The sequence below is a fragment of the Burkholderia sp. BCC0506 genome, assembly GCF_902833145.1.
Taxonomy (GTDB): Bacteria; Pseudomonadota; Gammaproteobacteria; order Burkholderiales; family Burkholderiaceae; genus Burkholderia.
Map to the genome: position 1 here is coordinate 367,200 of NZ_CADFEN010000002.1, position 22,177 is coordinate 389,376.

25 protein-coding genes are annotated in these 22,177 nt (G+C 64.4%); 18 read left to right on the plus strand and 7 right to left on the minus strand.

Features of this window, described 5'->3' with window-relative positions; all coding sequences use genetic code 11:
* Positions 1-90: 90 nt before the first annotated feature.
* Complete coding sequence (locus HWX62_RS05630; protein WP_175932908.1) at positions 91-666, minus strand: TetR/AcrR family transcriptional regulator; 576 nt, start codon at positions 664-666, stop codon at positions 91-93.
* A 145-nt stretch (positions 667-811) separates the two neighbouring features.
* On the opposite strand from HWX62_RS05630, the gene HWX62_RS05635 reads away from it, so the two are divergent.
* A complete protein-coding gene (locus HWX62_RS05635) occupies positions 812-1,504 on the plus strand; it encodes a glutathione S-transferase (protein ID WP_175932907.1) in 693 nt (230 codons plus the stop codon).
* A gap of 58 nt (positions 1,505-1,562) precedes the next feature.
* Here HWX62_RS05635 and HWX62_RS05640 read toward each other — a convergent pair whose 3' ends face one another.
* Together HWX62_RS05640 and HWX62_RS05645 are read right to left on the minus strand one after the other, a co-directional pair.
* Positions 1,563-2,021, minus strand: coding sequence for a GNAT family N-acetyltransferase (locus HWX62_RS05640; RefSeq protein WP_175932906.1), 459 nt, complete (start codon positions 2,019-2,021; stop codon positions 1,563-1,565).
* Positions 2,022-2,271: 250 nt separating this feature from the next.
* On the minus strand, positions 2,272-2,847 hold the full coding sequence (locus tag HWX62_RS05645) for a hypothetical protein (RefSeq protein ID WP_244135976.1): 576 nt from the start codon (positions 2,845-2,847) through the stop codon (positions 2,272-2,274).
* A 252-nt stretch (positions 2,848-3,099) separates the two neighbouring features.
* Between HWX62_RS05645 and HWX62_RS05650 the strand changes: the two genes are divergently transcribed.
* The 3 genes from HWX62_RS05650 to HWX62_RS05660 all read left to right on the plus strand — a co-directional run bounded on the left by HWX62_RS05650 (position 3,100) and on the right by HWX62_RS05660 (position 4,843).
* Positions 3,100-3,639 carry a hypothetical protein gene (locus HWX62_RS05650; protein ID WP_244135977.1) on the plus strand — a complete coding sequence of 180 codons (540 nt, stop codon included), beginning with the start codon at positions 3,100-3,102 and terminating at the stop codon, positions 3,637-3,639.
* Between the two features lie 152 nt (positions 3,640-3,791).
* Complete coding sequence (locus HWX62_RS05655) at positions 3,792-4,166, plus strand: VOC family protein (protein ID WP_175932904.1); 375 nt, start codon at positions 3,792-3,794, stop codon at positions 4,164-4,166.
* Positions 4,166-4,843: a hypothetical protein gene (locus tag HWX62_RS05660; RefSeq protein ID WP_175932903.1), complete on the plus strand. Its 678-nt coding sequence runs from the start codon at positions 4,166-4,168 to the stop codon at positions 4,841-4,843. The genes HWX62_RS05655 and HWX62_RS05660 overlap by 1 nt, the downstream gene beginning before the upstream one ends.
* Positions 4,844-4,847: 4 nt before the next feature.
* On the opposite strand, the gene HWX62_RS05665 is transcribed toward HWX62_RS05660, so the two are convergent.
* Positions 4,848-5,819: a LysR substrate-binding domain-containing protein gene (locus HWX62_RS05665; protein WP_175932902.1), complete on the minus strand. Its 972-nt coding sequence runs from the start codon at positions 5,817-5,819 to the stop codon at positions 4,848-4,850.
* Positions 5,820-5,954: 135 nt separating this feature from the next.
* Between HWX62_RS05665 and HWX62_RS05670 the strand changes: the two genes are divergently transcribed.
* The 3 genes from HWX62_RS05670 (at position 5,955) to HWX62_RS05680 (ending at position 9,912) form a co-directional block, all read left to right on the plus strand.
* Positions 5,955-8,255 (plus strand): NADP-dependent malic enzyme, encoded by a 2,301-nt coding sequence (locus tag HWX62_RS05670; protein WP_175932901.1) that lies wholly within the window; start codon positions 5,955-5,957, stop codon positions 8,253-8,255.
* Positions 8,256-8,872: 617 nt separating this feature from the next.
* Positions 8,873-9,346 (plus strand): GNAT family N-acetyltransferase, encoded by a 474-nt coding sequence (locus HWX62_RS05675; protein WP_175932900.1) that lies wholly within the window; start codon positions 8,873-8,875, stop codon positions 9,344-9,346.
* Positions 9,347-9,408: 62 nt separating this feature from the next.
* Positions 9,409-9,912 (plus strand): SRPBCC domain-containing protein, encoded by a 504-nt coding sequence (locus tag HWX62_RS05680; RefSeq protein WP_175932899.1) that lies wholly within the window; start codon positions 9,409-9,411, stop codon positions 9,910-9,912.
* Positions 9,913-10,017: 105 nt separating this feature from the next.
* On the opposite strand, the gene HWX62_RS05685 is transcribed toward HWX62_RS05680, so the two are convergent.
* Positions 10,018-10,428: a GNAT family N-acetyltransferase gene (locus tag HWX62_RS05685; RefSeq protein WP_175932898.1), complete on the minus strand. Its 411-nt coding sequence runs from the start codon at positions 10,426-10,428 to the stop codon at positions 10,018-10,020.
* A 68-nt stretch (positions 10,429-10,496) separates the two neighbouring features.
* Positions 10,497-10,751, minus strand: coding sequence for a hypothetical protein (locus HWX62_RS05690; protein WP_208458645.1), 255 nt, complete (start codon positions 10,749-10,751; stop codon positions 10,497-10,499).
* Between the two features lie 70 nt (positions 10,752-10,821).
* Between HWX62_RS05690 and HWX62_RS05695 the strand changes: the two genes are divergently transcribed.
* From HWX62_RS05695 to HWX62_RS05710, 4 genes are all read left to right on the plus strand, one after another.
* The gene (locus tag HWX62_RS05695; protein WP_175932896.1) at positions 10,822-11,145 is read left to right on the plus strand and encodes a hypothetical protein; all 324 of its coding nucleotides are present in this window, start codon (positions 10,822-10,824) and stop codon (positions 11,143-11,145) included.
* 222 nt (positions 11,146-11,367) lie between these two features.
* Positions 11,368-12,567, plus strand: coding sequence for a PLP-dependent aminotransferase family protein (locus tag HWX62_RS05700; RefSeq protein WP_175932895.1), 1,200 nt, complete (start codon positions 11,368-11,370; stop codon positions 12,565-12,567).
* Between the two features lie 12 nt (positions 12,568-12,579).
* Positions 12,580-12,771 carry a hypothetical protein gene (locus HWX62_RS05705; RefSeq protein WP_175932894.1) on the plus strand — a complete coding sequence of 64 codons (192 nt, stop codon included), beginning with the start codon at positions 12,580-12,582 and terminating at the stop codon, positions 12,769-12,771.
* Positions 12,772-12,867: 96 nt separating this feature from the next.
* On the plus strand, positions 12,868-13,455 hold the full coding sequence (locus HWX62_RS05710; RefSeq protein ID WP_175932893.1) for a pyridoxamine 5'-phosphate oxidase family protein: 588 nt from the start codon (positions 12,868-12,870) through the stop codon (positions 13,453-13,455).
* A 25-nt stretch (positions 13,456-13,480) separates the two neighbouring features.
* Here the strand turns inward: HWX62_RS05710 and gcvA are convergent, their stop codons facing one another.
* The gene (gcvA, locus tag HWX62_RS05715; RefSeq protein WP_175932892.1) at positions 13,481-14,371 is read right to left on the minus strand and encodes a transcriptional regulator GcvA; all 891 of its coding nucleotides are present in this window, start codon (positions 14,369-14,371) and stop codon (positions 13,481-13,483) included.
* A 134-nt stretch (positions 14,372-14,505) separates the two neighbouring features.
* Between gcvA and HWX62_RS05720 the strand changes: the two genes are divergently transcribed.
* From HWX62_RS05720 to HWX62_RS05750, 7 genes are all read left to right on the plus strand, one after another.
* Complete coding sequence (locus HWX62_RS05720) at positions 14,506-15,210, plus strand: SDR family oxidoreductase (RefSeq protein WP_043205077.1); 705 nt, start codon at positions 14,506-14,508, stop codon at positions 15,208-15,210.
* 203 nt (positions 15,211-15,413) lie between these two features.
* Complete coding sequence (locus tag HWX62_RS05725) at positions 15,414-16,691, plus strand: epoxide hydrolase (protein ID WP_175985104.1); 1,278 nt, start codon at positions 15,414-15,416, stop codon at positions 16,689-16,691.
* A 390-nt stretch (positions 16,692-17,081) separates the two neighbouring features.
* The gene (locus HWX62_RS05730; protein ID WP_175932890.1) at positions 17,082-18,125 is read left to right on the plus strand and encodes an alpha/beta hydrolase; all 1,044 of its coding nucleotides are present in this window, start codon (positions 17,082-17,084) and stop codon (positions 18,123-18,125) included.
* Positions 18,125-18,667 (plus strand): cytochrome P460 family protein, encoded by a 543-nt coding sequence (locus HWX62_RS05735; RefSeq protein WP_175932889.1) that lies wholly within the window; start codon positions 18,125-18,127, stop codon positions 18,665-18,667. The genes HWX62_RS05730 and HWX62_RS05735 overlap by 1 nt, the downstream gene beginning before the upstream one ends.
* A gap of 318 nt (positions 18,668-18,985) precedes the next feature.
* Entirely contained in the window at positions 18,986-19,333 is a 348-nt protein-coding gene (locus tag HWX62_RS05740; protein ID WP_175932888.1) for a DUF4148 domain-containing protein, read from the plus strand.
* A gap of 84 nt (positions 19,334-19,417) precedes the next feature.
* Positions 19,418-20,209, plus strand: coding sequence for an alpha/beta hydrolase (locus HWX62_RS05745; RefSeq protein WP_175932887.1), 792 nt, complete (start codon positions 19,418-19,420; stop codon positions 20,207-20,209).
* Positions 20,210-20,285: 76 nt separating this feature from the next.
* Positions 20,286-21,686: an amidase family protein gene (locus HWX62_RS05750; protein WP_175932886.1), complete on the plus strand. Its 1,401-nt coding sequence runs from the start codon at positions 20,286-20,288 to the stop codon at positions 21,684-21,686.
* The last annotated feature ends 491 nt before the right edge of the window (positions 21,687-22,177 follow it).

The window sequence follows — 22,177 nt, forward strand, 5'->3', positions numbered from 1 at the left end:
AGCGGGCTTCCGACGGCATGGGGCGCACGATTGATCGTCGCCCGTTCGCGAACGTTCGACGTCGCCTGAAGCCGCGTCGCCGCTGCGGGGCTACGCCGGCAAAAGGCCTGCCTTACGATAATTGTCGATCAGCGCGTCGTAGAGCGAGAGATCGGCACGGCTGCGCGCGACGAGCTGAGCGCCGGCGATGGCGGCGAAGATGGCGCGCGCCCGAGGCTTGCTCTCCCGAGCGCCGACCACTGCCGCCGCGGCCAGCACCTTGCTCAACCACGCCACGTTCACGTCGGCGAAGGCCAGCACTTCCTTCATCACGACGTCCGGCAGATCGTCGGTTTCGGCGGCCATGAAGCTGCACAGGCACAGACGGTTGCCGGTCTCGAGCGCCTTGCGGAAGGTATCCGGATAGCGACGCAGGCATTCCAGCGGATCGCGCGATCGGGCCAGCATGTCGTCCAGCGCCGCCGCTGAATCTTCCCAATAACGCCTCGCTACCGCCGCGCCGAGATCGGCCTTGCTTTCAAAATGGTGGTAAATGCTCGCGGCCTTGATTCCCACCTCGTTGGCGAGATCCCGATAGTTCAAGCCGCCGTAACCGTGCGTCTGCGCGAGCCTCGTGGCGGCTGCCAGAATTCTTTCTCTCGAGTTCGAGCTCGCGTCGTTCGTCACTGCGTCAGTCTCCGCGCACAGGAAATGGTGTTGACACCCCGGATTATACCTTATATGGTTAACCTAACAAACGTTAGGTAGATTCATGGGCGACATGTGTTCGTGTCGTCCGATCCGGTGCAAACGACCATGGAGCGCGCCTGCAATGACTTCCCGTACCGCCAGTTTCGACGTAGCCCGACTGCCCCTGATGAAGGTCTACGACTTTCCGACAGGGCCCTATCCGACACGCGTGCGCATCGCGCTGGCCGAAAAGGAGCTGCAATCGCGCGTCCAGTTCGTGATGGTCGATCTTTACAAGGGCGAGCATAAAAAGCCCGCGTTCATCGCCGGCAAGAATTATTCGGGTACGTTGCCGGTGCTGGAGCTCGATGATGGCACCTGTCTCGCCGAGTGCACGGCCATTACCGAGTACCTCGACGCGCTCGATGGCGTACCCACGCTCACCGGCAGCACGCCGCGCGAAAAGGGCATCATCCACATGATGAGCAAGCGCGCCGAGCTGGAGCTGCTCGACGCGATCAGCGTTTATTTCCATCACGGCACGCCGGGCTTGGGGCCCGACGTGGAGACGTATCAAAACCCGGAGTGGGGGTTCCGTCAACGCGACAAGGCGCTGAGGGGCATGCGCTACTTCGATGCCGTTCTGCAACGACAACCGTACGTCGCGGGCGAGACGTTCTCGATGGCCGACATCACCGTCATCGGCGGTCTGATCTTTGCGGCGCTCGTGAAGCTGCCGGTGCCTGAGGAATGCGAAGCGCTTCGTGCCTGGTACGCGAGAATGCTCGAGCGTGAGAGCGTCAGGAACCAGCCGGTGTTTGGGATGCTGGGCTGAGCGGGCCCCTGCGTCGGTCGATAACGGGCGGATGACGCGAGCGAAACGGGTGGCTGCGCTATCGTGTCAAGCGGTACAGAACATCGGGGCAACCCTCTTCGTTTCTGCTACCGTCGCTGTACGCAATGGCAACGAACCCGTGCTGCTCGTAAAACGCAGCAGCATCGCGGTTCATCTGAAACGTATGGAGCTGGAGCGTGCCGTCCGTTTGCGACTTCACTGATTCCAGCAGGGCAGTGCCGATCCCTCGCCGTTTGAATTCGGGGTGCACGTACAGTTGCTCGAGCCATGTCACGCCGTCGGCGACAGCGTGCGCGGCCATGCCGACGATGTCGCCATCGTGCACGGCAACGGTAACGTTGCCCGACGGAACAAGCATGTTGGCAACCCAATCGCGGACGGCCGCTTCCGCGTGCGCGAGCGGCGCATAGGATGCCAGCGTGTCGCGCGACCGAAGATAGACGCCGGCCACCGCCGCGGCATCGGCCATCGTCGCGTGACGCAAGATCAGCGGCATTTGTCGGCCACTCCGAAGTCGTCAAGGAATACTCGACGATAGCAGCATGGCATCGAACTTCCAAGGTCGCGCGGAATGCTGCTGAAGGGAGGGGGGCTGAAACCGGCAAGTCCGCGCGATACATCGAGTTTTCAGCACGGGCAATTGGCGCAGTGTCTAGTGTATTGCATCGACCGGTTGAATCCGCCGCCAGGAAGAGACATTCGTCCCCGTAGCGAGAATCATTGACGATCGCGAGGGAGGGATCGGCTTACTCTGCAGCACTCCATTCGCGGAATCGATTGAACAATCGGAACCCAACATAGTCGTCTTCTCGCTTGTATAGCCAACGGTAGTAGCAATCCCAGTAGCTAATCATTCGATCGAACGTTCTTCGGAAAAATAGCGAATTTTCTCGGAAGAACACTCCGTAGGTAAGTTGATCCATGGAAGACAAGTGTGCTTCGACGGCATCGAGAATCTCAATGACATATTCGCCGCAGAGTTGCATAACGAACGGTGCAACCCAAGGTTCAGAAGACGCTGCTATCCGTTCAATCTGACGCTGGCGCACATGCCCATCATGGTGCCTTGTTAACAAGCACGCATATATGATGGCCTGAGTTTCATTCAGGCATGTGAACAGGGTTTCATCGGGAGTGTCGTAAATCCGATATGGAATATTGACCGATTCACCTCGAACAACGACCTGCAATTTATAATCGGTTGCGTTGCCACCTCCGATCAGATCTGCGACGACACTCACATCGGAGCACAGCGCCTTCGGAAAAGCCGCTATGAACGAACTGAATAGGGCAGTGTTCGTGGCTGGTTGAGTGAGAGTCATATGTCGTCGCGGGTGGCATCAGATGTCGCCATTGTGACATGGGAGCAGCGCGGACCTTAAACGCGCTTCCAAGTGTTCGATTCGGTAAAGCACGACCGTCCTCTTCGGGACGACCTGCGTCGGTTGCGCGTTGCAGGGCGGCGGCCGGCGAATTCGGCACCAATTTGACATATTGGACGAGAAGCCGTAGATCGCTGACAATTGCCCTGAATCGGCCACCACCTGGGCAAGGAACAAGAAGCAAAAATGCGGATGAAATTAGACACGCAATATGGGTCAATCGCAATTGTGGATGAGCCGACATACGCGTTCAAGCCGCACGACAATGTGCATTCTTATTCGCTTGAACTGCGTCTTTCGAACGAATCACTGACGTCTATTCATGGTGTTGAGCTAAATGGCCGCGGCATTCTTGTGGTTGGCGCCGCTGGAGGATGCTCTGCGGTGCATGGCCATTCGGCGGTGGCACTTGACGACAGGCTTTACTTGGCTGTCGGTAACAGCATAGCGTGCCTGTCGTTGGAATCGCCTTTTCGTCTAATCTGGTCAACGCGCGTCGATGCCGCGACGTGTTTTGGTATCTACTGGGACAAGCATCGGGCCGCGCTTATTTCTCACGGAGAGTTGGAGATTGCGCGTCTGTCGCCACATGGCGAACTGATCTGGCAAGCTTCCGGTGCCGACATATTTTCAGAAGGCTTTCGCTTGCTGCCTGACTATATCGAAGCGGTAGATTTCAATCGAACCATTTATCAGTTCGACTATGCGAGCGGCGAGATGATTGTTCACTAGCGCTCAGTGGCAAAGCGACCGCTTTCGGGAAGATCAAGAGTCAGCAACGGATCGTTCCGAGCCGGTAACAAACCCCCACCGCATGTGGCAACATTGCGGTCACCGCTACATCACATCAGCATGCTGACTGACCCATCCATCGAGGAGAACTCATGTTCGACCACGTCAAATTCGGCGTCAGCGACTACGCCGTCAGCAAGGCATTTTTCCTGAAGGCACTCGAACCGCTGGGGGCCGAAATTGTCGGGGAACGCGAGCCGTCGCGCGGGATCGAGATCGGACTGCCCAGCAAGTCTTCGCTGTGTCTGTTTCCGACCGACGAGAAGCCGGCGCATCTTCACATCGCATTCGTGGCCGACACGCGGCAGCAAGTCGATGCGTTCCATCGCGCGGCGCTGGAGGCGGGCGCGAAAGACAATGGCCCGCCCGGGCTGCGGCCGCATTATCACGCGAACTACTACGCGGCGTTCGTCATCGGGCCGGATGGACACAATATCGAGGTGGTGTGTCATCGGGCGGAGGGGTGATGCGCTGGATCGGTAAAGCGCTCGCGGTGATCTCGAGCATGGCGATCGTCGGCATCGCTCACGTTCAAGCAGCGCCCAGCGAAACGGCATTCCCGCGCTTCACACAGACGGAAGGCAAGCTCGACAGCGACGGGCTTCCGCTGTCCGGCGTGAAGCTCTGCGTGCTGCCCGACCGTGCGCCGTGCTTCGAGATGCCGCCGGCGCCGCTTCCTCATTCTTCGAAGGCGCTGTACCAGTTCGGCCTGAATCCGCGGTCCGAGCGGCTGCCGATCGCATCGGGTGGCTCGTGGGTGTTCTTCTCGGGAATGTTCTCAGGCGGCGGCAGCGGAATGCTGGAGCGCGTGGCCGTGCTGCGTGTCGGTGCGAACGGCAAGATCGAGAACCTGATGCCGACAGTCACCGAAACGGAGATGGCCGATCGTGCGATGTGGAACGTGCCGCAAGTGTCGCCGTATCCGCTGTTTGTCCGGGCCGACTATGCGTGGGGCAACGGCGAGGATCATTTCGGCCAGCACTTCTTCGATGTCGATGCATGGGCATTCGATCCCGCCGCCAATCAATACGCGAAGCGCTTTTCCTACCGTACGAGCAAACGCTACGACAGAGGCGAGGGCGGGGACCACGTGCTGAGCGCCGAACGTGCGGAAATCCTGCGTCGCCTCGCCGCCACCAAGTAACGCGCTATCGCTGCGCGTCCCCGTAAGTCTCCTTGCACACCGCGCGTAGCGCGTCGACGAGCCGATCGCGTGCGGGCGAGCGCGAATCGGCGGCGCGCGTGAACAGCGCGATGGGCGGCAGCGTCCACACCAGCGAATACGGCACGATCGCCACGCCGGCGATCCGCACCAGCTCCTCCGCGATATCGGCCGGCACGATCGACACGGCTTCGTCGCTCGACGCGATCATTTCGCCGATCAGCTTCGACGAATAGCTTTCGACGATCGGCACGGGCGGCGCGATGCCGGCCGACAGGAACAGGTCGGTCACCTGCTCGCGCATCGGCGTATGCGGCGCGCCGAGAATCCAGTCGAGCGCGTGCAGCTTGTGCCAGTCGAGCGGCGTGCGCGCGAGCTTGGCCGCCAGACGCCGGCTCGCGATCATGCGCGGCTGCTGCTGGTACAGCACTTCGAACGAGACCTGCCCGAGATCGATCGCCGACGACGCACGCCCGATCACGATGTCGACGCTGTGATCCCGGAGTTGCAGCAGCAACTGATCGCTGGTGCCTTCGTGAATCGTCACGGTCAGGCGCCGCTCCATGCTCGCTTGCAGCCGCTTCAGCGCGGCCGACAGCATGTGGCCGGAGATGAACGGAATCACGCCGATGTGCAGATGGGCCGCATGACCGGCGGCGACGGCCTCCATCTCCCGGGCGAGGTGGTCGAGATCCTGGATCATCGCCTTCGCCCGCTCGAGCACCACCGCGCCGAGCGCCGTGGGCCGCATGCCGCGCGACGAGCGCTCGAACAGCGGCGTGCCGAACATGCTCTCCAGTTCGGACAGCGCGTTCGTCACGGCCGGCTGGCTGCTGGCCATGTGCTCGGCGACGCGCGTCAGCGAGCCGTGCTGCTGGATCTGCAGCAACAGCACCAGATGCCGAATCTTCAGACGCGCGCCGAGCCGCCTGACCACGTCGTTCGCGTCAAAATTCATTGACTGGTCATGTATACATCAGAAAAAAGTGATGGGCCGATATTAAAACAGAATCATCACGTTATGGCGGATCCCTAGAATCCCCTTCATGGATCGCGCCGGGACTGGCCCGGCGCCCACGCCGAGACCCAAAACATGAAACAGACAGAGACACAGCAGCAGGCCGCGTTCGACTATCACGAGTTTCCGACCCCGGGGAAAATCTCGGTCGTCGCGAGCAAGCCGCTGGTGACCCAGCGCGATCTGGCGCTGGCTTATACGCCCGGTGTGGCGAGCGTGTGCGAGTCGATCGCCGCCGATCCGCTGCAGGCGCACCGCTTCACGAGCCGCGGCAACCTGGTCGGCGTGATCACGAACGGCACCGCCGTGCTCGGCCTGGGCAACATCGGCCCGCTCGCGTCGAAGCCGGTGATGGAAGGCAAGGCCGTCCTGTTCAAGAAGTTCGCCGGGATCGACGTGTTCGACATCGAGATCAACGAGACCGACCCGGACAAGCTGGTCGACATCATCGCGGGCCTCGAACCCACGTTCGGCGGCATCAACCTCGAGGACATCAAGGCGCCGGAATGCTTCACGGTCGAGCAGAAGCTGCGCGAGCGCATGAAGATTCCCGTCTTCCACGACGATCAGCACGGCACGGCCATTACCGTTTCCGCCGCGTTCATCAACGGGCTGAAGGTGGTCGGGAAGTCCATCAAGGAGGTGAAGGTCGTGACGTCGGGCGCCGGGGCGGCCGCGCTCGCGTGCCTGGACCTGCTGGTCGACCTCGGGCTGCCGGTCGAAAACATCTGGGTGACCGACATCGAGGGCGTCGTCTATCGCGGCCGTACCGTGCTGATGGACCCGGCCAAGTCGCGCTTCGCGCAGGAAACCGACGCGCGCAAGCTCGCCGACGTGATCGGCGGCGCGGACGTGTTCCTGGGGCTGTCGGTGGGCGGCATTCTCACCGCGGAGATGCTCAAGCAGATGGCGGCGCGCCCGCTGATTCTCGCGCTGGCCAACCCGACGCCGGAGATTTTCCCGGAACTGGCGCATGAGACGCGCGACGACGTCGTCATCGCGACGGGCCGCTCGGACTACCCGAACCAGGTCAACAACGTGCTGTGCTTCCCGTACATTTTCCGCGGCGCGCTGGACGTGGGCGCGACGACGATCACGCGCGAGATGGAAATCGCCGCGGTGCATGCGATCGCGGGGCTGGCCGAGGAAGAACAGAACGAAGTCGTCGCGGCGGCCTACGGTGCATACGACGTGTCGTTCGGCGCGCAATACCTGATCCCGAAGCCGTTCGACCCGCGCCTGATTGTGCGGATCGCGCCGGCGGTGGCGAAGGCGGCGATGGAAGGCGGCGTGGCGACGCGTCCGCTCGCGAATCTCGATGCGTACGTCGAGCAGTTGCAGCAGTTCGTCTACCACTCGGGTGCGTTCATGAAGCCGCTGTTCGCGACTGCGCGTCAGCTCGTGCGCGACGGCGGCAAGGCGCGAATCGTGTTCACCGAGGGCGAGGACGAGCGCGTGCTGCGTGCGGTGCAGGTGATCGTCGACGAGAAGCTCGCGCGGCCGATTCTGGTCGGGCGCCCGGAGGTGTTGCTGGCGCGCATCGAGCGGTTCGGCCTGCGCCTGCGGCTTGGTCAGGACGTCGAAGTGACCAATCCGGAATACGACGAACGCTTCCCGCAGTACTGGACGAAGTATTGGGAAATGCGCTGCCGCGACGGCATTTCGAAGGAAATGGCGCGTGTGGAAATGCGCCGCCGCCTGACGCTGATCGGCGCGATGATGGTGCAGCTCGGCGATGCGGACGGGATGATCTGCGGGACGGTGGGCGAGTATCACAATCACCTGCGGTTCGTGGACGAAGTGATCGGCAAGAAGCCGGGCGCGTCGACCTACGCGGCGATGAACATCCTGCTGCTCGATCAGCGGACGGTGGCGCTGGTCGATACGCACGTGAACGACAACCCCGACGCGGAGCAGATCGCGGAATTTACGATCGCGGCGGCGCGGCAGATGGAATGGCTGAACCTCACGCCGAAGGTGGCGTTGCTGTCGCGGTCGAATTTCGGGTCGGGGAGTGCGGCTTCGGGTGTGAAGATGCGCCGGGCGCTGGAAATCATGCGCGAGCGGGCGCCGGATATCGAGGCCGATGGCGAGATGCATGGCGACTGTGCGCTGGATGAAGGGCTGCGCGCGAAGCTGCTGCCGATGTCACCGTTGAAGGGGGCCGCGAATTTGCTGGTTTGTCCGAATGTGGATGCGGGGAATATTGCGTACAACCTGCTCAAGACTGAAGCCGGGAGCAATGTGGCGGTGGGGCCGTTCTTGTTGGGCGTCAACGCTCCGGTGAACATCCTGACTTCGAGCGCGACCGTGCGGCGGATCGTGAATATGGCCGCGCTGACGGTGATCGAGGCGAATCGGGGTGTGGGTGGTTGATCGATGGGCGAAGGGGCGGCTACTGCCGCCCCTTGGTTGTCGGCAATCGGCCGGAATGCGCCCCCGGTCGACTGCTTCTCGTTGTCCGGTCGTCCGTCGGAGACGGACAATAGCCGCATCGAGATTCTCAGGTATCGGGATGACTGACTGGATAGCTGAACTCGCGTGCTATCCAATCGCACCAAGATCGGCAAAACTGATTGTTCTCGCACGGCAGCCTTCCGTGAATTCGGGATCGTGACTCGAAAAGAACACCACCCGGTCTGGCGCATTCGGGGTTCGAGGCACTCGCCTGGACGACTTGAATCGCTCGATCTCCGGACGGCCATTGACGGCCACTTCGTGGCACGGCAATATGGTTCGCATGAACTTCAACGCGCTCAAATCCATGATGTGCACCATGACCGCCTATGGCGAGTCGTGGGAGACGTGACGTTCATCCATCGCACACACATGTCCGCTACGGCCCCGCCATCATGACGGGGCCGTGTCTTTTCAGGCGCTCCGGATTGCATTGGCTAAAACAGGAGTGATTGCATGCATGACAGAGTAAGTGTTTCCGTCCCGCGAGCCTTTGCCGGCGTATCGACGCGATCGCTCGAACCGGGGAGCGTGACATGCTGACGATACGAAAGGCGGGGCGCGATGACGCCGTCGACGCATGGGATATACGCAAAGCCTCAGTGCATGCTGCATGCGCCGGTTATTATTCGGAGGCCGCCCTTTCGGGGTGGGTCGATGGGATGCCCACCAATAAATGGGCGAGCGTCGTCGAACGTGACTTCTACGTTGCCATCGATGCAGGACGGATTGTTGGCACCGGCATGCTGACAGTCGAGAGCGGGCAGGTCGACGCAATCTTCGTCCGTCCATCGCACATGGGACGTGGCATTGGCCGCAAGGTGCTGTGCTTTCTCGAAGCGTTGGCCGCCGAACATGGCCTGGTCGAAATGCGCCTCGATGCCACGCTCAACGCCGCGCCGTTCTATCGTAGGTGCGGTTGGACGGGCGATTCGATTTCGGCCTATCGGACTTCACGTGGATTGGAATTGGCGTGCGTACCGATGAGCAAGTACATCGCCCTCGCGTAGGTAACATTTCATGCGGCTTGCGCTTGCGGGCAGGAGCAGGTGACCGTTCCTGAGCGCTGTCGATGGCCATGGACCTGTCGAATACGAAGCGTTTCCGATGCATTATGAGCGCGACATCCGATCATCCGTGTCATGAGCCCGTTGAACGTGCGATCTTCGTCGCCGCGCCCATCGAGATCCTGGCGGCCAGCCTTGCCGATCCCGCGCGGATGGCCCAGTGGATGGGCGACGAAGCCATGCCCGTCTCTGTCGAGCATGAGGGGCGCGCCGGCGGCTCGATCGTTGTACGCGGGCGACAGCACGTACCGTTCGAGAACCGTGGACGCATTTTGCGCTGGGATCCGCCGCGGCGCTTCAGCTGGACGCACCTGAGCACACTGTCGAACCTGCCGGACGAGCCAGCCAGCTACACGACGCTGGATTTCGCGCTGGAGCCCACTCGCGGCGGAACGATGCTCTCGTTCACGATGCACGGCTTTCCGACGCTGGTCATCCGCAAGCATCTGGTGCTCTACTGGCGCGTGACGCTGGATGTCATCCGGTGCCAGGCGGAGGCCGACGTTTGATCTCACGCGGCCTTCACTATCCTGTCCGTCTTTGTAACGACTTGAGTGCGACAGCAGAAGCGCAGCACGTATCCATGGGCATTGCATTGCTACGAGCGTCATGCGTCATTGAATGCGAAGAAACATTCCCGCTTTCTCCGGAAGCACCGACGGCTGGAAGCCATAGCGCTCATAGAACTTCGGCGTCCCGTGATCCGCCATCAGACTGACATACGCGGTTGGCGGCGCATTCTCGTGAATGTATCCCATGAGCGCGCGCATGATCAGATCGCCCACGCCCTTCTTCTGATGGGGCGGCAATACGGCAATATCCACGACCTCGAAGAAACAACCGCCGTCGCCGATTACCCTGCCGATTCCGATCGGAACGCTGCCCCAGTACGCCACTACGCTGAAAAGGCCATTCTTCAATCCGATCGTTGCGGCCTGCTCGGATTTTCGGCTCAACCCCGCAGCAACGCGAATCTCGATATAGGTGGATACGGACGGTATTTCCTGGCGGATGATGTATTCCATATGAACCCTTCAAGGTGAACGTGCAGGGAAATGGCGATGCTCGATGGGCATCGCTGGCTCAGACCCACTCAGATGATGAACGTCAGCCGCTCTGCACCGCGCCAGATCCGGCTGTCGATGATTTCATCGACCATCTCGAGCACCGTCCGCTTCCCTTCGAGCACCGCTTGCGAATGCGAGCGCGCCGTATTTTCACAGAGCGCCCATGTGACATAGGCGCCCCGGATCGGGCTCCACGAAATCGAATCTTTCCACAACGCGTTGCCGGCGACCGCGCAACAGGGCGTCACGGTGTCCGCGATTCCCCGTCGAGCGAGTTCCATCGACAGATGCATCGCGTCGAGTTCGAACAGGATGTCGGGTTCGAAATGGCGACGGACCATCGCGTGCTCGATGGTCGAGCGGATAACGGTGACGCAGGCTGCGGTCGACGACTATCTCGACGCGATACAGGCGCATCTTCCGGGCCTCGGCATCGAAAGCGTCCGCGTCGCGGATCCGCAGGATTTCGCACGCGGGCGGCATTTGTACGAAGGCGCGCTCTACGGCATTGCGCCGGGCACGACGCCCGACAAGTTGTTCCCGCATCGCGCAGGGCTGCGCGGCCTCTATCTCGGCGGACAAACGACCTTCCCGGGGTATGGCGTAGCCACGGCCATGCTTTCCGGGATCCAGGCGGCGGAAGCGGCCGTGCACGATATGCGACGCAATGCGTAACCTCGGCGGCACGCCCGAACATGCATCGCATCGGCGGTTCGTGCCGCGCCTCCCCCCATTTAATGACCAAACCGCAAGACCTAGTGCATAGATATCGTTTGCCGCGCCCTTAATGACTATCGACAATCGTGGCTCGAATTCACCGCCGCGGCGTCAGAAGCGCCTTGGCGGCCGGCACGCGACGGCTATCCCGGCCGCCCGCGCCTTCCAGCTCACGACGACATGTACGCGTTCACGCCCTCATTCCAAAACCCTGCCGGCTCGCCGATCCGCGAGTTGTTCAAGTACCTGTCCGAACCGGGCATGATTTCGTTCGCCGGCGGCTATCCGGCCAGCGACCTGTTCGACGTCGATGGCCTGAACGCCGCCGCCGAACGCGCATACGCGCAGCCCGTGCGCTGCCTGCAATACGGTCCGACCGACGGCCTCGCCGAACTGAAGCAGCAATTGATCGCGCTGATGGCGCGTCGCGGCGTCGCGTGCACGCCGGCCGAACTGCTTGTCACGACCGGCTCGCAGCAGGGCCTCGACCTGCTGCTGCGCGTGATGGTGTCGCCCGGCGATGTCGTGCTGACCGAACAGCCGGCGTACCCGGCCACGCTGCAGGCGATGCGGCTGCAACAGGCGCGCATCGTGACGATTCCCGTCGACGGCGAAGGTCTCGACGTCGATCGTCTCGGCGAACAGCTTGCGTCCGGTGCGATCGTGCAGCCGAAGCTGCTCTACACGGTCCCGACCTTCGCGAACCCGACGGGCGCGACGCTCACGCGCGAACGCCGGCTGAAGCTGCTGCGTCTCGCGGTGCGATACCGTTTCCTGATCGTCGAGGACGATCCGTACGGCGACCTGCGTTTCGCGGGCGAAGCCGTGCCGTCGATGCTCGCGCTGGCCGGCGAAGTGGACGGCGCACGTGACTGGCTCGTGCATTTCGCGAGCCTGTCGAAGATCGTCGCGCCGGGGCTGCGGGTGGGCTGGACGATCGCGCCGGACGAGATCGCGCGGCGCTGCGTGGTCGCGAAGCAGACGGTCGATCTGTGCAGCACGTCGTGGACGCAGGCCACCGCCGCCGAATACCTGGCGGACGGCGCACTCGAACGCCATCTGCCGCGCATCACGGCCGCATACCGGCGCAAATGCGATGCGATGTGCGACGCGCTGCGCGACGGGTTCGGCGACGCGATCGAATTCCATCGTCCCGAGGGCGGAATGTTCGTATGGGCGAGGCTCGGTGCGGTATCGTCGGACGCGCTGCTGCCGCAGGCGATCGCCAACAAGATCGTGTTCGTGCCCGGCAAGGCGTTCTTCGCGGACAACGTCGACGCAGCGTCGCTGCGCCTGTCGTTCGCCGCGCCGGACGTCGATGCGATCCGGGAAGGTGTCGCACGCCTCGTGCGCGCGTATGGTGCGGCGCTGGCCGCGTGAGGAGACATCGACATGACCATCACCGTCAACGAAACGGCATCGAAGGGCGCAGCGGCGAGCGCCGGCGACAAGCGGCCAGCGACGCATCGCTCGTCGCAGATCAGCGCCGGGCCGCAGTACGTGGCCGACGTGCTCGGCCGCTTCGGCGCGGAGCCGCCGACCGATGCCGGCGATGCGGCGCCGGTCGTGCTCGGCTACAACTGACCGGCACGACGGCGGCGGTTCGCGTCACATGCGAGCCGCCGCCGACACAAACGGTTAAGCTTGCGCGATCGAAACACCGACGATCGCCGCCGTCTCATGTCCGACTCGACCTCAGAAACGCTCGCGCAAACCTACGACCGCCTGTGGACGTGCCTCGAATCCGGCGTCGGCCCGCAGCGCTCGCCGTTCACGATGCTGCAGGCGGCCACGCTCGGCCTGGACGGTGCGCCGAAGGTTCGGACGATCGTATTGCGTCAGGTGAGCCGCGCCGACCGTGTGCTGTCGTTTCATACCGACGTGCGTTCGGAGAAGGTCGCGGAGTTGCGTCGCGATCCGCGTATCTCGATCGTGACCAACGATCTCGACGCGCTCGTGCAGATTCGCGCGGAAGGCGTGGCGACGATCTGCGACGACGAAGCGCAACGGCGCGCGATCTGGCAATCGAGCCGTCCGCATACGCTGCTGCTGTATCGCGCGCCGTTGCCGCCCGGTACGCCGGTCGCGTCGCCTGAGGCCGCGCATGTCGACAGCGCTGCCCCCTCCGGCGACGGCTACGAAAACTTCTGCCTGATCCACATGACGGTCACGCGCATCGACTGGCTCGAACTCGCGCGCACCGGCCATCGGCGAGCGGTATTCGACCTGAGCGAAAGCGGCTACGCAGCCCGCTGGATCGCCCCCTGACGCGGGCCTGGCGCGCGCGCGCCACTCACGGCCGCCCGTCCGACGCGGCCTCGATCATCCACTCGCGCATCACCGCGATCGCATCGTCGTCGCGGCGCTCGGCCGGATACACGAGATAGAACCCCATCGACAGCGGAAGCGCGAAGTCGAACGGCTTGCACAGCCGTCCGGCCGCGATGTCGCGCTCGACGAGCGGCTCCGTCGCGAGCGCGATGCCCTGGCCGGCGACGGCCGCGTCGATCGCGAGCGACGTCTGGTTGAAGCGCAGCCCCTTGTGCGGATCGACGTCGACCGGTTCGGGCATCGCCGCGATGAACTCGGGCCACAGGTCGTGCGCGTCGTGCAGCAGCACCTGACCGGCGAGCGCGCGCGGCGAAGCCGGCGCGCTCAGCACCGACGGGCTGCATACCGCGCACACGTCGAGCGGAAACAGCGCATGGGTGGCGAGATGCTTGCCGAACGGCGGCTTGCCGTAGCGGATCGCGAGATCGACGCCGTCGTGGCGGAACGTCGCGATCTGCGGGTCGGCGATCACGCGCACGTCGTAGTCGGGGTGCGCTTCGGTGAACTGCGCGAGCCGCGGGATCAGCCACTTCGACGCGAACGACGGCGTCGTGCTGATCGTGAGCGCCGCGCGTCGCTTGACGAGCTTGTCGGTCGCATCGGCGATCGCATGCAGCGCGCGCTGCACGTCGGAGAAATACGCGGCGCCGTCGTGCGTGAGCGCGAGGCCGCGCGGCAGGCGCTCGAACAGCTTCAGGCCGAGCACGTCCTCGAGGTGGCGCACCTGCTGCGCGACGGCGCCCTGCGTGACGCCGATCTCGTCGGCGGCGGCGCGGAAATTGAGGTGCCGCGCGGACACTTCGAACGCGCGAAGCGCATTCAGCGGCGGCAGGCGGGAAGGGCGTGGCGGCATCGTCTGGCTGTAGAAAAACTATCGGCTGTCGGCAGAAATACTGGTTCGACAGTCGGAATCGATGCGCCTACATTACCACCATGGCGCGCCGAATGGCGGCTGCGCGGCGGCACAATCGAAACGAGGAGCGGATCGTGACTGTAGAAAAAGTGGCGTTGATCACGGCGGCGGGCAAGGGCATGGGCGCGGCGATCGCGCGCGAACTGGCGGCGACGGGCTACCGTGTCGCACTGATGTCGCCGTCGGGCAGCGCGGCGGCGCTCGGCGAGGAGCTGGGCGGTTTCGGCATCCAGGGCTCGGTGACGGAAGAGGCCGATATCGACCGGCTCGTGCAGGAAACGGTCGCGCGCTACGGGCGGATCGACGCGGTCGTGAACAACACCGGCCACCCGCCGAAGGGCGAGTTGCTGGCGATCACCGACGACAACTGGCACGCGGGGCTCGACCTGATCCTGCTGAACGTGGTGCGCGTGATGCGCCGCGTGACGCCGATCTTCCAGAAGCAGGGCGGCGGCGCGGTGGTGAACATCTCGAGCTTCGCGGCGGACGCGCCCGAGCAGCCGATGCCCGTGTCGTCGGCGTTGCGCGCGGCGTTGAGCGCGTGGACGCGCCTGTATGCGGAACGCTATGCGGCCGAGAACATCCGGATGAACGCGGTGCTGCCGGGCTTCATCGACAGCTGGCCGGAAACGCCGGAGATCGTCGCGCGCATTCCGGCCGGCCGTTTCGGCAAGACCGGCGAGATCGCGAAGACGGTCGCATTCCTGCTGTCCGACGGCGCGGGCTACATCACCGGGCAGAACATTCGCGTCGACGGCGCGATCGTCAAGGCGCTCTGAGCGCCGCACGGGCGAGCGGCCGTACAGGCGCGGCCGTTCGCCGCACAGCCGCTACAAACGCGTACAAATCAGACAAATCCGGGATACATCACACCTTTCAAATGGGCGACGCCGCGTGACGAGGGCGCGCCGGATTGAAAGCCTGGGCGCGCTCCCGCGCACGGCATGTCCACTTTCCACTTCACGAAAGGAGATGCCGAACGATGTCTTCCACACCGTTTTCCCCGATGCGTCGCCACCTGCTGGCCACTTCCGTGGCCGCCGGGGTGTCGGCGATGCTGCCCACCGCGCTGCATGCGGCCACCGGCGCGAGCGACATACGCCCGTTCACCGCGCACATTCCCGATGAAGCCGTGGCCGACTTGCGCCGTCGTATCGCGGCGACGCGCTGGCCGGGCCGCGAGACCGTCGCCGACGAATCGCAGGGCGTGCGGCTCGCGCGCATGCAGGCGCTGCTGCGCTACTGGGGCACCGACTACGACTGGCGCAAGGGCGAGGCGCGCCTGAACGGGTTCCCGATGTTCATCACGGAAATCGACGGGCTCGACATTCATTTCATTCACGTGCGGTCGCGGCACGAGAACGCGATGCCGATGATCATGACGCACGGCTGGCCCGGCTCGATCTTCGAGTTGCTCAAGGCGATCGGTCCGCTGACCGACCCGACCGCGCACGGCGCGAGCGCGGACGATGCGTTCCACGTCGTCGTGCCGTCGCTGCCGGGCTTCGGCTTCTCGGGCCGGCCGACGCAGACCGGCTGGGGTTCCGACCACATCGCGCGTGCGTGGGGCGAGCTGATGGCACGGCTCGGCTATACGCGCTTCGTGTCGCAGGGCGGCGACTGCGGCTCGGTGATCTCGCACCGGATGGCGATGCAGCGCGTGCAGGGTCTGGCCGGGATTCACGTGAACATGCCGGCGACGGTGCCGCCGGATATCGCGACGCTGCTCGCGACCGATGCGCCCGCACCGGCTTCGCTGTCGCCGAAGGAGAAGGCCGCGTACGAGAAGCTCGCGACGTTCTATCGCGACAACTGCGGCTATTCGGCGATGATGGTCACGCGGCCGCAGACGGTCGGCTATGCGCTGGCGGATTCGCCGTCAGGGCAGGCTGCGTGGATGTACGACAAGATCTCGCAGTGGACGTACAGCGGCGGCGTGCCCGAACGCTCGATTCCGCGCGACGAGATCCTCGACGACATTTCGTTGTACTGGCTGACGAACACCGCGACGTCGGCCGCGCAGATCTACTGGGAGGACCACTCCAACAACTTCAATGCCGTGGATATCTCGCTGCCGGCCGCGATCACGGTGTTTCCGGGTGAAATCTACCAGGCGCCGCGCAGCTGGGCCGAGCGCAGCTATCACAACCTGATCTACTTCAACGAAGTCGACAAGGGGGGGCACTTCGCGGCATGGGAGGAGCCGGAATTGTTCGCGCGTGAAGTGCGTGCCGGGTTCCGGCCGTTGCGGCGCGTGTAAGCGGGGTTGCAGGGCGAACACGGGCCGGCCTGTTGCGCGGCCCGTGTTCGTTTCTACGCAACCGCTTGCATCGCTTCGCATGGGGCTATTACGTCGCGGTGCTCAGCGTGCCCGCGATCGCCGGGCTGTTCTGACGCACCGGCGCACGGGGCCGCGAGCGCCGCGCGGTTGCTCCGAAGCGTCGTTTTTCTCGCGATTTTTGAATCGCTGTGTGTCGTATTCGCACACAGATACGTTGAGATACAAAGCCGCCGGATGGTTCGGATATAAAACCGGTGAAGCGATTCACGCGACGGCGCGGTGCCACGCGCTGCCGCTGCGAACGGCGACACCCGATTGCCCGCACGTGCCGCGGGCCCTTCCTTAGCGATCGACACTGGAGAACGAATCATGCCTGATACCGTGAACACCCGCCGCCGCCTGATCCTGGGCTCGACGCTGGCGAGCCTGAGCCTGGCCGACCTTGGCTTCAGCGCGCTCGCGCAGGCGCAGTCGGCGCCCGATGCCTCTGCGACGAAGCGCCCGGCCGGCGTCGCGTCGCTGGGCACGATCCACCAGATCGACGCGGGCGTGCTCAACGTCGGGTACGCGGATCTCGGCCCGAAGAACGGCCCGGCCGTGTTCCTGCTGCACGGCTGGCCGTACGACATCTACAGCTATGCGGAAGTCGCGCCGCTGCTCGTCGCGGCCGGCTATCGCGTGATCGTGCCGTACCTGCGCGGCTACGGCTCGACGACGTTCCGCTCGGCCGACACGGTGCGCAACGGCCAGCAGGCGGTGACGGCCGTCGACATCGTCGCGCTGATGGATGCGTTGAAGATCGACCGCGCGGTGTTCGGCGGCTACGACTGGGGTGCTCGCACGGCCGACGTCATCGCGGCGCTGTGGCCGCAGCGCGTGAAGGCGCTGGTGTCGGTGAGCGGCTACCTGATCGGCAGCCAGGCGGCGAATGCCAAGCCGCTGCCGCCGCAGGCCGAACTCCAGTGGTGGTATCAGTTCTACTTCACGACCGAGCGCGGCGAACTCGGCTACGCGCAGAACCGCGATGCGTTCAACAAGCTGATCTGGCAACTTGCGTCGCCGAAGTGGCAGTTCTCCGACGAGACGTATGCGCGCTCGGCCGCGTCGTTCCGGAATCCCGACCACGTGGCTGTCGTGATCCACAACTATCGCTGGCGTCTCGGGCTCGCGAAGGGCGAAGCGCAATACGACGACATCGAGCGGCGTCTCGCGGCCGGGCCCGCGATCGCCGTCCCGACGATCACGATGGAAGGCGACGCGAACGGCGCGCCGCATCCGGAGCCGGCCGCCTACGCGAAGAAGTTCACCGGCAAGTACCAGCACCGCACGATCACCGGCGGCATCGGCCACAACCTGCCGCAGGAAGCGCCGCAGGCATTCGCCGATGCGATCCTGCAAGTGGAGCATCTGTGATGCGGGCCCGCGTGGGGGTGTGGCGGCGCGGTGCACGCCGTGTGCTCGTCGCGGGCGCGCTGCTGGCCGGTGCGTGGTCGGCGAGCGGCCCGGCCGCGTTCGCGGAGCAGCCGAAGCCGGCCGCGGCCGCGTCGCCGATCTACGGCGTGACGATCCCGCCGGGCTACCGGAAGTGGGAAATGGTTGCGCCGGCCGAAGAGGCCGCGCCGCTCAACGAACTGCGCGTGGTGCTCGGCAACCCGGTCGCGATCCGCGCGCTCGAGCGAGCGACGCTGCCGTTCCCGGACGGCACGATCCTCGTGAAGCTCGCGTACAAGCGCAAGCAGTCCGACGAGTTCGCGCCCGCGACGGTGCCCGGGCAGGCGACGACCGTGCAGGTGATGGTGAAGGATTCGCGTCGTTACGCATCGACGGGCGGCTGGGGGTTCGGGCGCTTCATCAACGGCGTGCCGGCCGACATCGGACAGCATCAGACGTGCTTTGCGTGCCATCAGGCGCGGGTCAAGAACCACGATTACGTGTTTACGCGGCTCGCGCCGTGATGTGACACGGCGGCGTGAAGTGGATCGAAAGGCGTGCCTTGCGAGGCACGCCTTTTTTCGTGGTGCGCGGGGTTAGACGAACCGAATCGAACCGAATCGAACCGAATCGAACCGAATCGAACCGAATCGGCAAGCGAGTTTGTATCGCACTGTATCCGCGGCCGTTCCTGAAAAACTGGCATGCAGAAAGCCCGGTTTCGGAAACATGCCGGATACGTGCGCGGGTTCTACTGTCGACATGCAGAAAACGTTCGGTGCCAGACGTTCACACCGGATGACAAGTGATCGACACCCCAACTTCCTTCAAGGAGAAATCTCATGAAAGCCGCTCGAATCCTCGCCGTTGCCGTCCTCGCCGTCGCGCCTGCCCTGTCGTTCGCCGATACCGGCCACGGCCTCACGCGCGCCGAAGTGCGCGCCGATCTCATCCGTCTCGAGAAGGCCGGCTACAACCCGGCCGGCAGCGAAGCGCATTACCCGGACGACATCGCTGCCGCGGAGAACGCCGTCGCGGCCGCCGAGCAGGTCGCGCGTTCCGACCAGAACGGCCCGTCGAAGTCGCAAGGCGACAGCGTCGCCGATGCGTCGACGTCGGCCGGCCATCGCGATGCCGCGCAATCGCGTGCCGCACGCAATGCAGCCGACGACCTGTACGCCCATTCGTGATCCGGTGCCGCGCCTGCCGCATGCAGGCGCAGCCGCTCACGCAGCATTTCACTTCGACGACACGACAAGAATAGGAGCATGACGATGGCCGGTTTGATGAAACGCGTTCTCGTATCCGCCGCGGTAATCGGCGGACTGTTCGGTGCGGTGGCGGCGCAGGCCGCGCCGAAGGAAGACCTGAAGGGGACCAACGTCGTGCTCGTGCACGGCGCGTTCGCCGACGGGTCGAGCTGGAACCGCGTGATTCCGCTGCTCGAGGCGCGCGGGCTGCACGTGGTGTCGGTGCAGAACCCGCTGAGCTCGCTCGCCGACGATACCGCTGCGGCAAAGCGCACGATCGATGAGCAGAAGGGGCCGGTCGTGCTGGTCGGCCATTCGTGGGCCGGCGTCGTGATCAGCGACGCGGGCAACGACGACAAGGTGAAGTCGCTCGTGTACGTCGCGGCGTTCGCGCCCGACAACGGCCAGTCGATCGCCGACGTCACGCAGGGCCTGCCGGCACCGTCATGGGCCGGCGAACTGCGCAAGGATGCGGGCGGGTTCGCCCGGCTGTCGGACAAGGCGATCGCGCAGGATTTCGCGCCGGATTTGCCGCCCGCGCAGCAGCGCATCGTTGCGGCCACTCAGGGGCCGTGGTATAGCGGGTGCATCTCGGAGAAGGTCGCGCAGGCCGCGTGGCATGCGAAGCCGTCGACGTTCGTCGTCGCGACGCAGGACCGGATGATCGATCCGGCGCTGCAGGAAGCGATGGCGAAGCGGATCGGCGCGACGGTCGCGCGCGTGAACGCCAGCCATGTCGCGATGCTGAGCCAGCCGAAGGCCGTGGCCGACGCGATCATCGCGGCTGCCGAGCGCGCGAAGCAGGATACGCAGTGAGCGGATGCGGCGCCGCGCGTTCGTGAGGACGCGCGGCGCCGTAAGCGATTGTGATGTCTTTTCATCAGGAGAAGCCATGACCGAACTCTGGCAACTGTCGGCAACCGAACTTGCGAAACGTGTGCGGCAGCGTGACGTGTCCGCGCGCGAAGTGGCGCAATCCGTGCTCGATCGGCTCGACGCCGTGAATCCGGCGATCAACGCGGTGGTCGAGCATCGCCCCGACGACGTGCGGCGGCAGGCCGACGAAGTCGATCGTGCAATCGCGCGCGGCGACGATCCGGGGCCGCTCGCGGGCGTGCCCGTCACCGTGAAGATCAACGTCGATCAGGCCGGCTTTGCGACGACCAACGGCACGCGCCTGCAGGACAACCTGATCGCGCAAGCCGACAGCCCGGTGGTCGCGAACATCCGCAAGGCGGGCGGGGTGCTGCTCGGCCGCACCAATTCCCCGACGTTCGCGTTGCGCTGGTTCACGTCGAATCGCGTGCACGGCCACACGCGCAATCCGCGCAATGCGTCGCTGACGCCGGGTGGATCGAGCGGCGGCGCGGCGGCGGCCGTAGCTGCCGGGATCGGCCCGCTCGCGGTCGGCACCGATATCGGCGGCTCGGTGCGCTACCCGGCCTATGCGTGCGGCGTACACGGGATCCGGCCGTCGCTGGGGCGCGTGCCGGCGTTCAACGCGTCGTCGCCCGAGCGCGCGATCGGCGCGCAACTGATGTCGACGGCCGGGCCGATCGCGCGCACGGTCGACGATCTGTCGCTCGCGTTGCGCGCGTTCTCCGCGCCGGACCCGCGCGATCCGTGGCACGTCGCGGTGCCGTTCGACGGGCGCGAGGTGCCGAAGCGCGCGGCGCTGTGCGTGAGGCCGCGCGGCCTGGAAGTCGTGCCCGAAGTGGAGGCCGCGTTGCGCGATGCCGCGCGCCGGCTCGTCGATGCCGGCTGGACCGTCGACGAGATCGACGATACGCCGCCGATGCGCGAGGCGGCGCTGCTGCAGGAGCAGCTGTGGCTCGGCGACGGATTCGACGCGCTGGCGAATGCGGTGGAGAGAGACGGCGATCCGGGGGCGGCCGCAGTGATCGCCGCCGTGCGCGGCAAAGTGCGGGATCTGCCGGCCGACGTGATCAGCCGCGCGCTGGTTCGACGCACGACGTTGACGCGAGAGTGGCGGCTGTTTCTCGATGAGTATGCGGTATTGCTGCTGCCTGTTTCAGCGGAGCTGCCGTTCCCCGACGATCTCGACCGGCAAGGGCCGGACGGGTTCGAGCGCGTGTGGGAGGCGCAGCTCACGTTGCGCGCGCTGCCCGCGATGGGGCTGCCGGGGCTGGCTGTTACGACGTCGATCGTGAGTGGCGTGCCGGTGGGCGTGCAGGTGGTCGCGACGCATCATCGCGAGGATCTGTGCCTGCTTGCGGGGCGCGATATCGAGGCGCGTGGGGTGCCGGTTGTGCCGGTCGATCCGGTGGTGTGAGGTACTGGCAGCGCGTGCATCGGCGATGCCTCGGGGCATCGTGCCGATGCGTTGCGATGGTTGATCCTGCTCGTACTGTCCACTTTGGAATTCACCACTGACCATGCATCGGCCACGCGGATCAGCGTGGCCGTGTGGAGCGAGGGATTCCAGTGATCTCCGACGGAAGCGAGGCGGCGCGGAAATTCAACCGCGCAGTGGTTGTCCCTGGCCGCCATCGAGGCAGCATAAGTTTAAAAGTATCTCGCATATGCAGCGCATATTGGGCCTCGTCATTCCGCGACGATATTTTGAGATATTGAGTGAGCGTTGATGAAAATACTGTTGTAACCCATGCCATTCCTCTTTGCGACTGACAGAATAGAGCGACTGGTCTTCGAATCGCGATTGTCGGTCGACATACTGAGTGCTGGTACGGATACGAAAGAGATTCCATGAGCACTGGTACTCGTCACATATTGACTGCGGTTAACAATTGTTGACCCTGCTCG

Bases quoted from the DNA above. Each gene is read 5' to 3' on its own strand.
- HWX62_RS05725 (WP_175985104.1), top strand. From the start codon at position 15,414: ATGTCTTCCACACCGTTTTCCCCGATGCGTCGCCACCTGCTGGCCACT.
- gcvA (WP_175932892.1), bottom strand. From the start codon at position 14,371: ATGCCGCCACGCCCTTCCCGCCTGCCGCCGCTGAATGCGCTTCGCGCG.
- HWX62_RS05665 (WP_175932902.1), bottom strand. From the start codon at position 5,819: ATGAATTTTGACGCGAACGACGTGGTCAGGCGGCTCGGCGCGCGTCTG.
- HWX62_RS05660 (WP_175932903.1), top strand. From the start codon at position 4,166: ATGCGCTGGATCGGTAAAGCGCTCGCGGTGATCTCGAGCATGGCGATC.
- HWX62_RS05710 (WP_175932893.1), top strand. From the start codon at position 12,868: ATGTCCGACTCGACCTCAGAAACGCTCGCGCAAACCTACGACCGCCTG.
- HWX62_RS05680 (WP_175932899.1), top strand. From the start codon at position 9,409: ATGGCCATGGACCTGTCGAATACGAAGCGTTTCCGATGCATTATGAGC.
- HWX62_RS05735 (WP_175932889.1), top strand. From the start codon at position 18,125: ATGCGGGCCCGCGTGGGGGTGTGGCGGCGCGGTGCACGCCGTGTGCTC.
- HWX62_RS05635 (WP_175932907.1), top strand. From the start codon at position 812: ATGACTTCCCGTACCGCCAGTTTCGACGTAGCCCGACTGCCCCTGATG.
- HWX62_RS05695 (WP_175932896.1), top strand. From the start codon at position 10,822: ATGGTCGAGCGGATAACGGTGACGCAGGCTGCGGTCGACGACTATCTC.
- HWX62_RS05745 (WP_175932887.1), top strand. From the start codon at position 19,418: ATGGCCGGTTTGATGAAACGCGTTCTCGTATCCGCCGCGGTAATCGGC.
- HWX62_RS05670 (WP_175932901.1), top strand. From the start codon at position 5,955: ATGAAACAGACAGAGACACAGCAGCAGGCCGCGTTCGACTATCACGAG.
- HWX62_RS05655 (WP_175932904.1), top strand. From the start codon at position 3,792: ATGTTCGACCACGTCAAATTCGGCGTCAGCGACTACGCCGTCAGCAAG.
- HWX62_RS05700 (WP_175932895.1), top strand. From the start codon at position 11,368: ATGTACGCGTTCACGCCCTCATTCCAAAACCCTGCCGGCTCGCCGATC.
- HWX62_RS05730 (WP_175932890.1), top strand. From the start codon at position 17,082: ATGCCTGATACCGTGAACACCCGCCGCCGCCTGATCCTGGGCTCGACG.
- HWX62_RS05740 (WP_175932888.1), top strand. From the start codon at position 18,986: ATGAAAGCCGCTCGAATCCTCGCCGTTGCCGTCCTCGCCGTCGCGCCT.
- HWX62_RS05650 (WP_244135977.1), top strand. From the start codon at position 3,100: ATGAAATTAGACACGCAATATGGGTCAATCGCAATTGTGGATGAGCCG.
- HWX62_RS05685 (WP_175932898.1), bottom strand. From the start codon at position 10,428: ATGGAATACATCATCCGCCAGGAAATACCGTCCGTATCCACCTATATC.
- HWX62_RS05705 (WP_175932894.1), top strand. From the start codon at position 12,580: ATGACCATCACCGTCAACGAAACGGCATCGAAGGGCGCAGCGGCGAGC.
- HWX62_RS05640 (WP_175932906.1), bottom strand. From the start codon at position 2,021: ATGCCGCTGATCTTGCGTCACGCGACGATGGCCGATGCCGCGGCGGTG.
- HWX62_RS05645 (WP_244135976.1), bottom strand. From the start codon at position 2,847: ATGACTCTCACTCAACCAGCCACGAACACTGCCCTATTCAGTTCGTTC.
- HWX62_RS05675 (WP_175932900.1), top strand. From the start codon at position 8,873: ATGCTGACGATACGAAAGGCGGGGCGCGATGACGCCGTCGACGCATGG.
- HWX62_RS05690 (WP_208458645.1), bottom strand. From the start codon at position 10,751: ATGGAACTCGCTCGACGGGGAATCGCGGACACCGTGACGCCCTGTTGC.
- HWX62_RS05750 (WP_175932886.1), top strand. From the start codon at position 20,286: ATGACCGAACTCTGGCAACTGTCGGCAACCGAACTTGCGAAACGTGTG.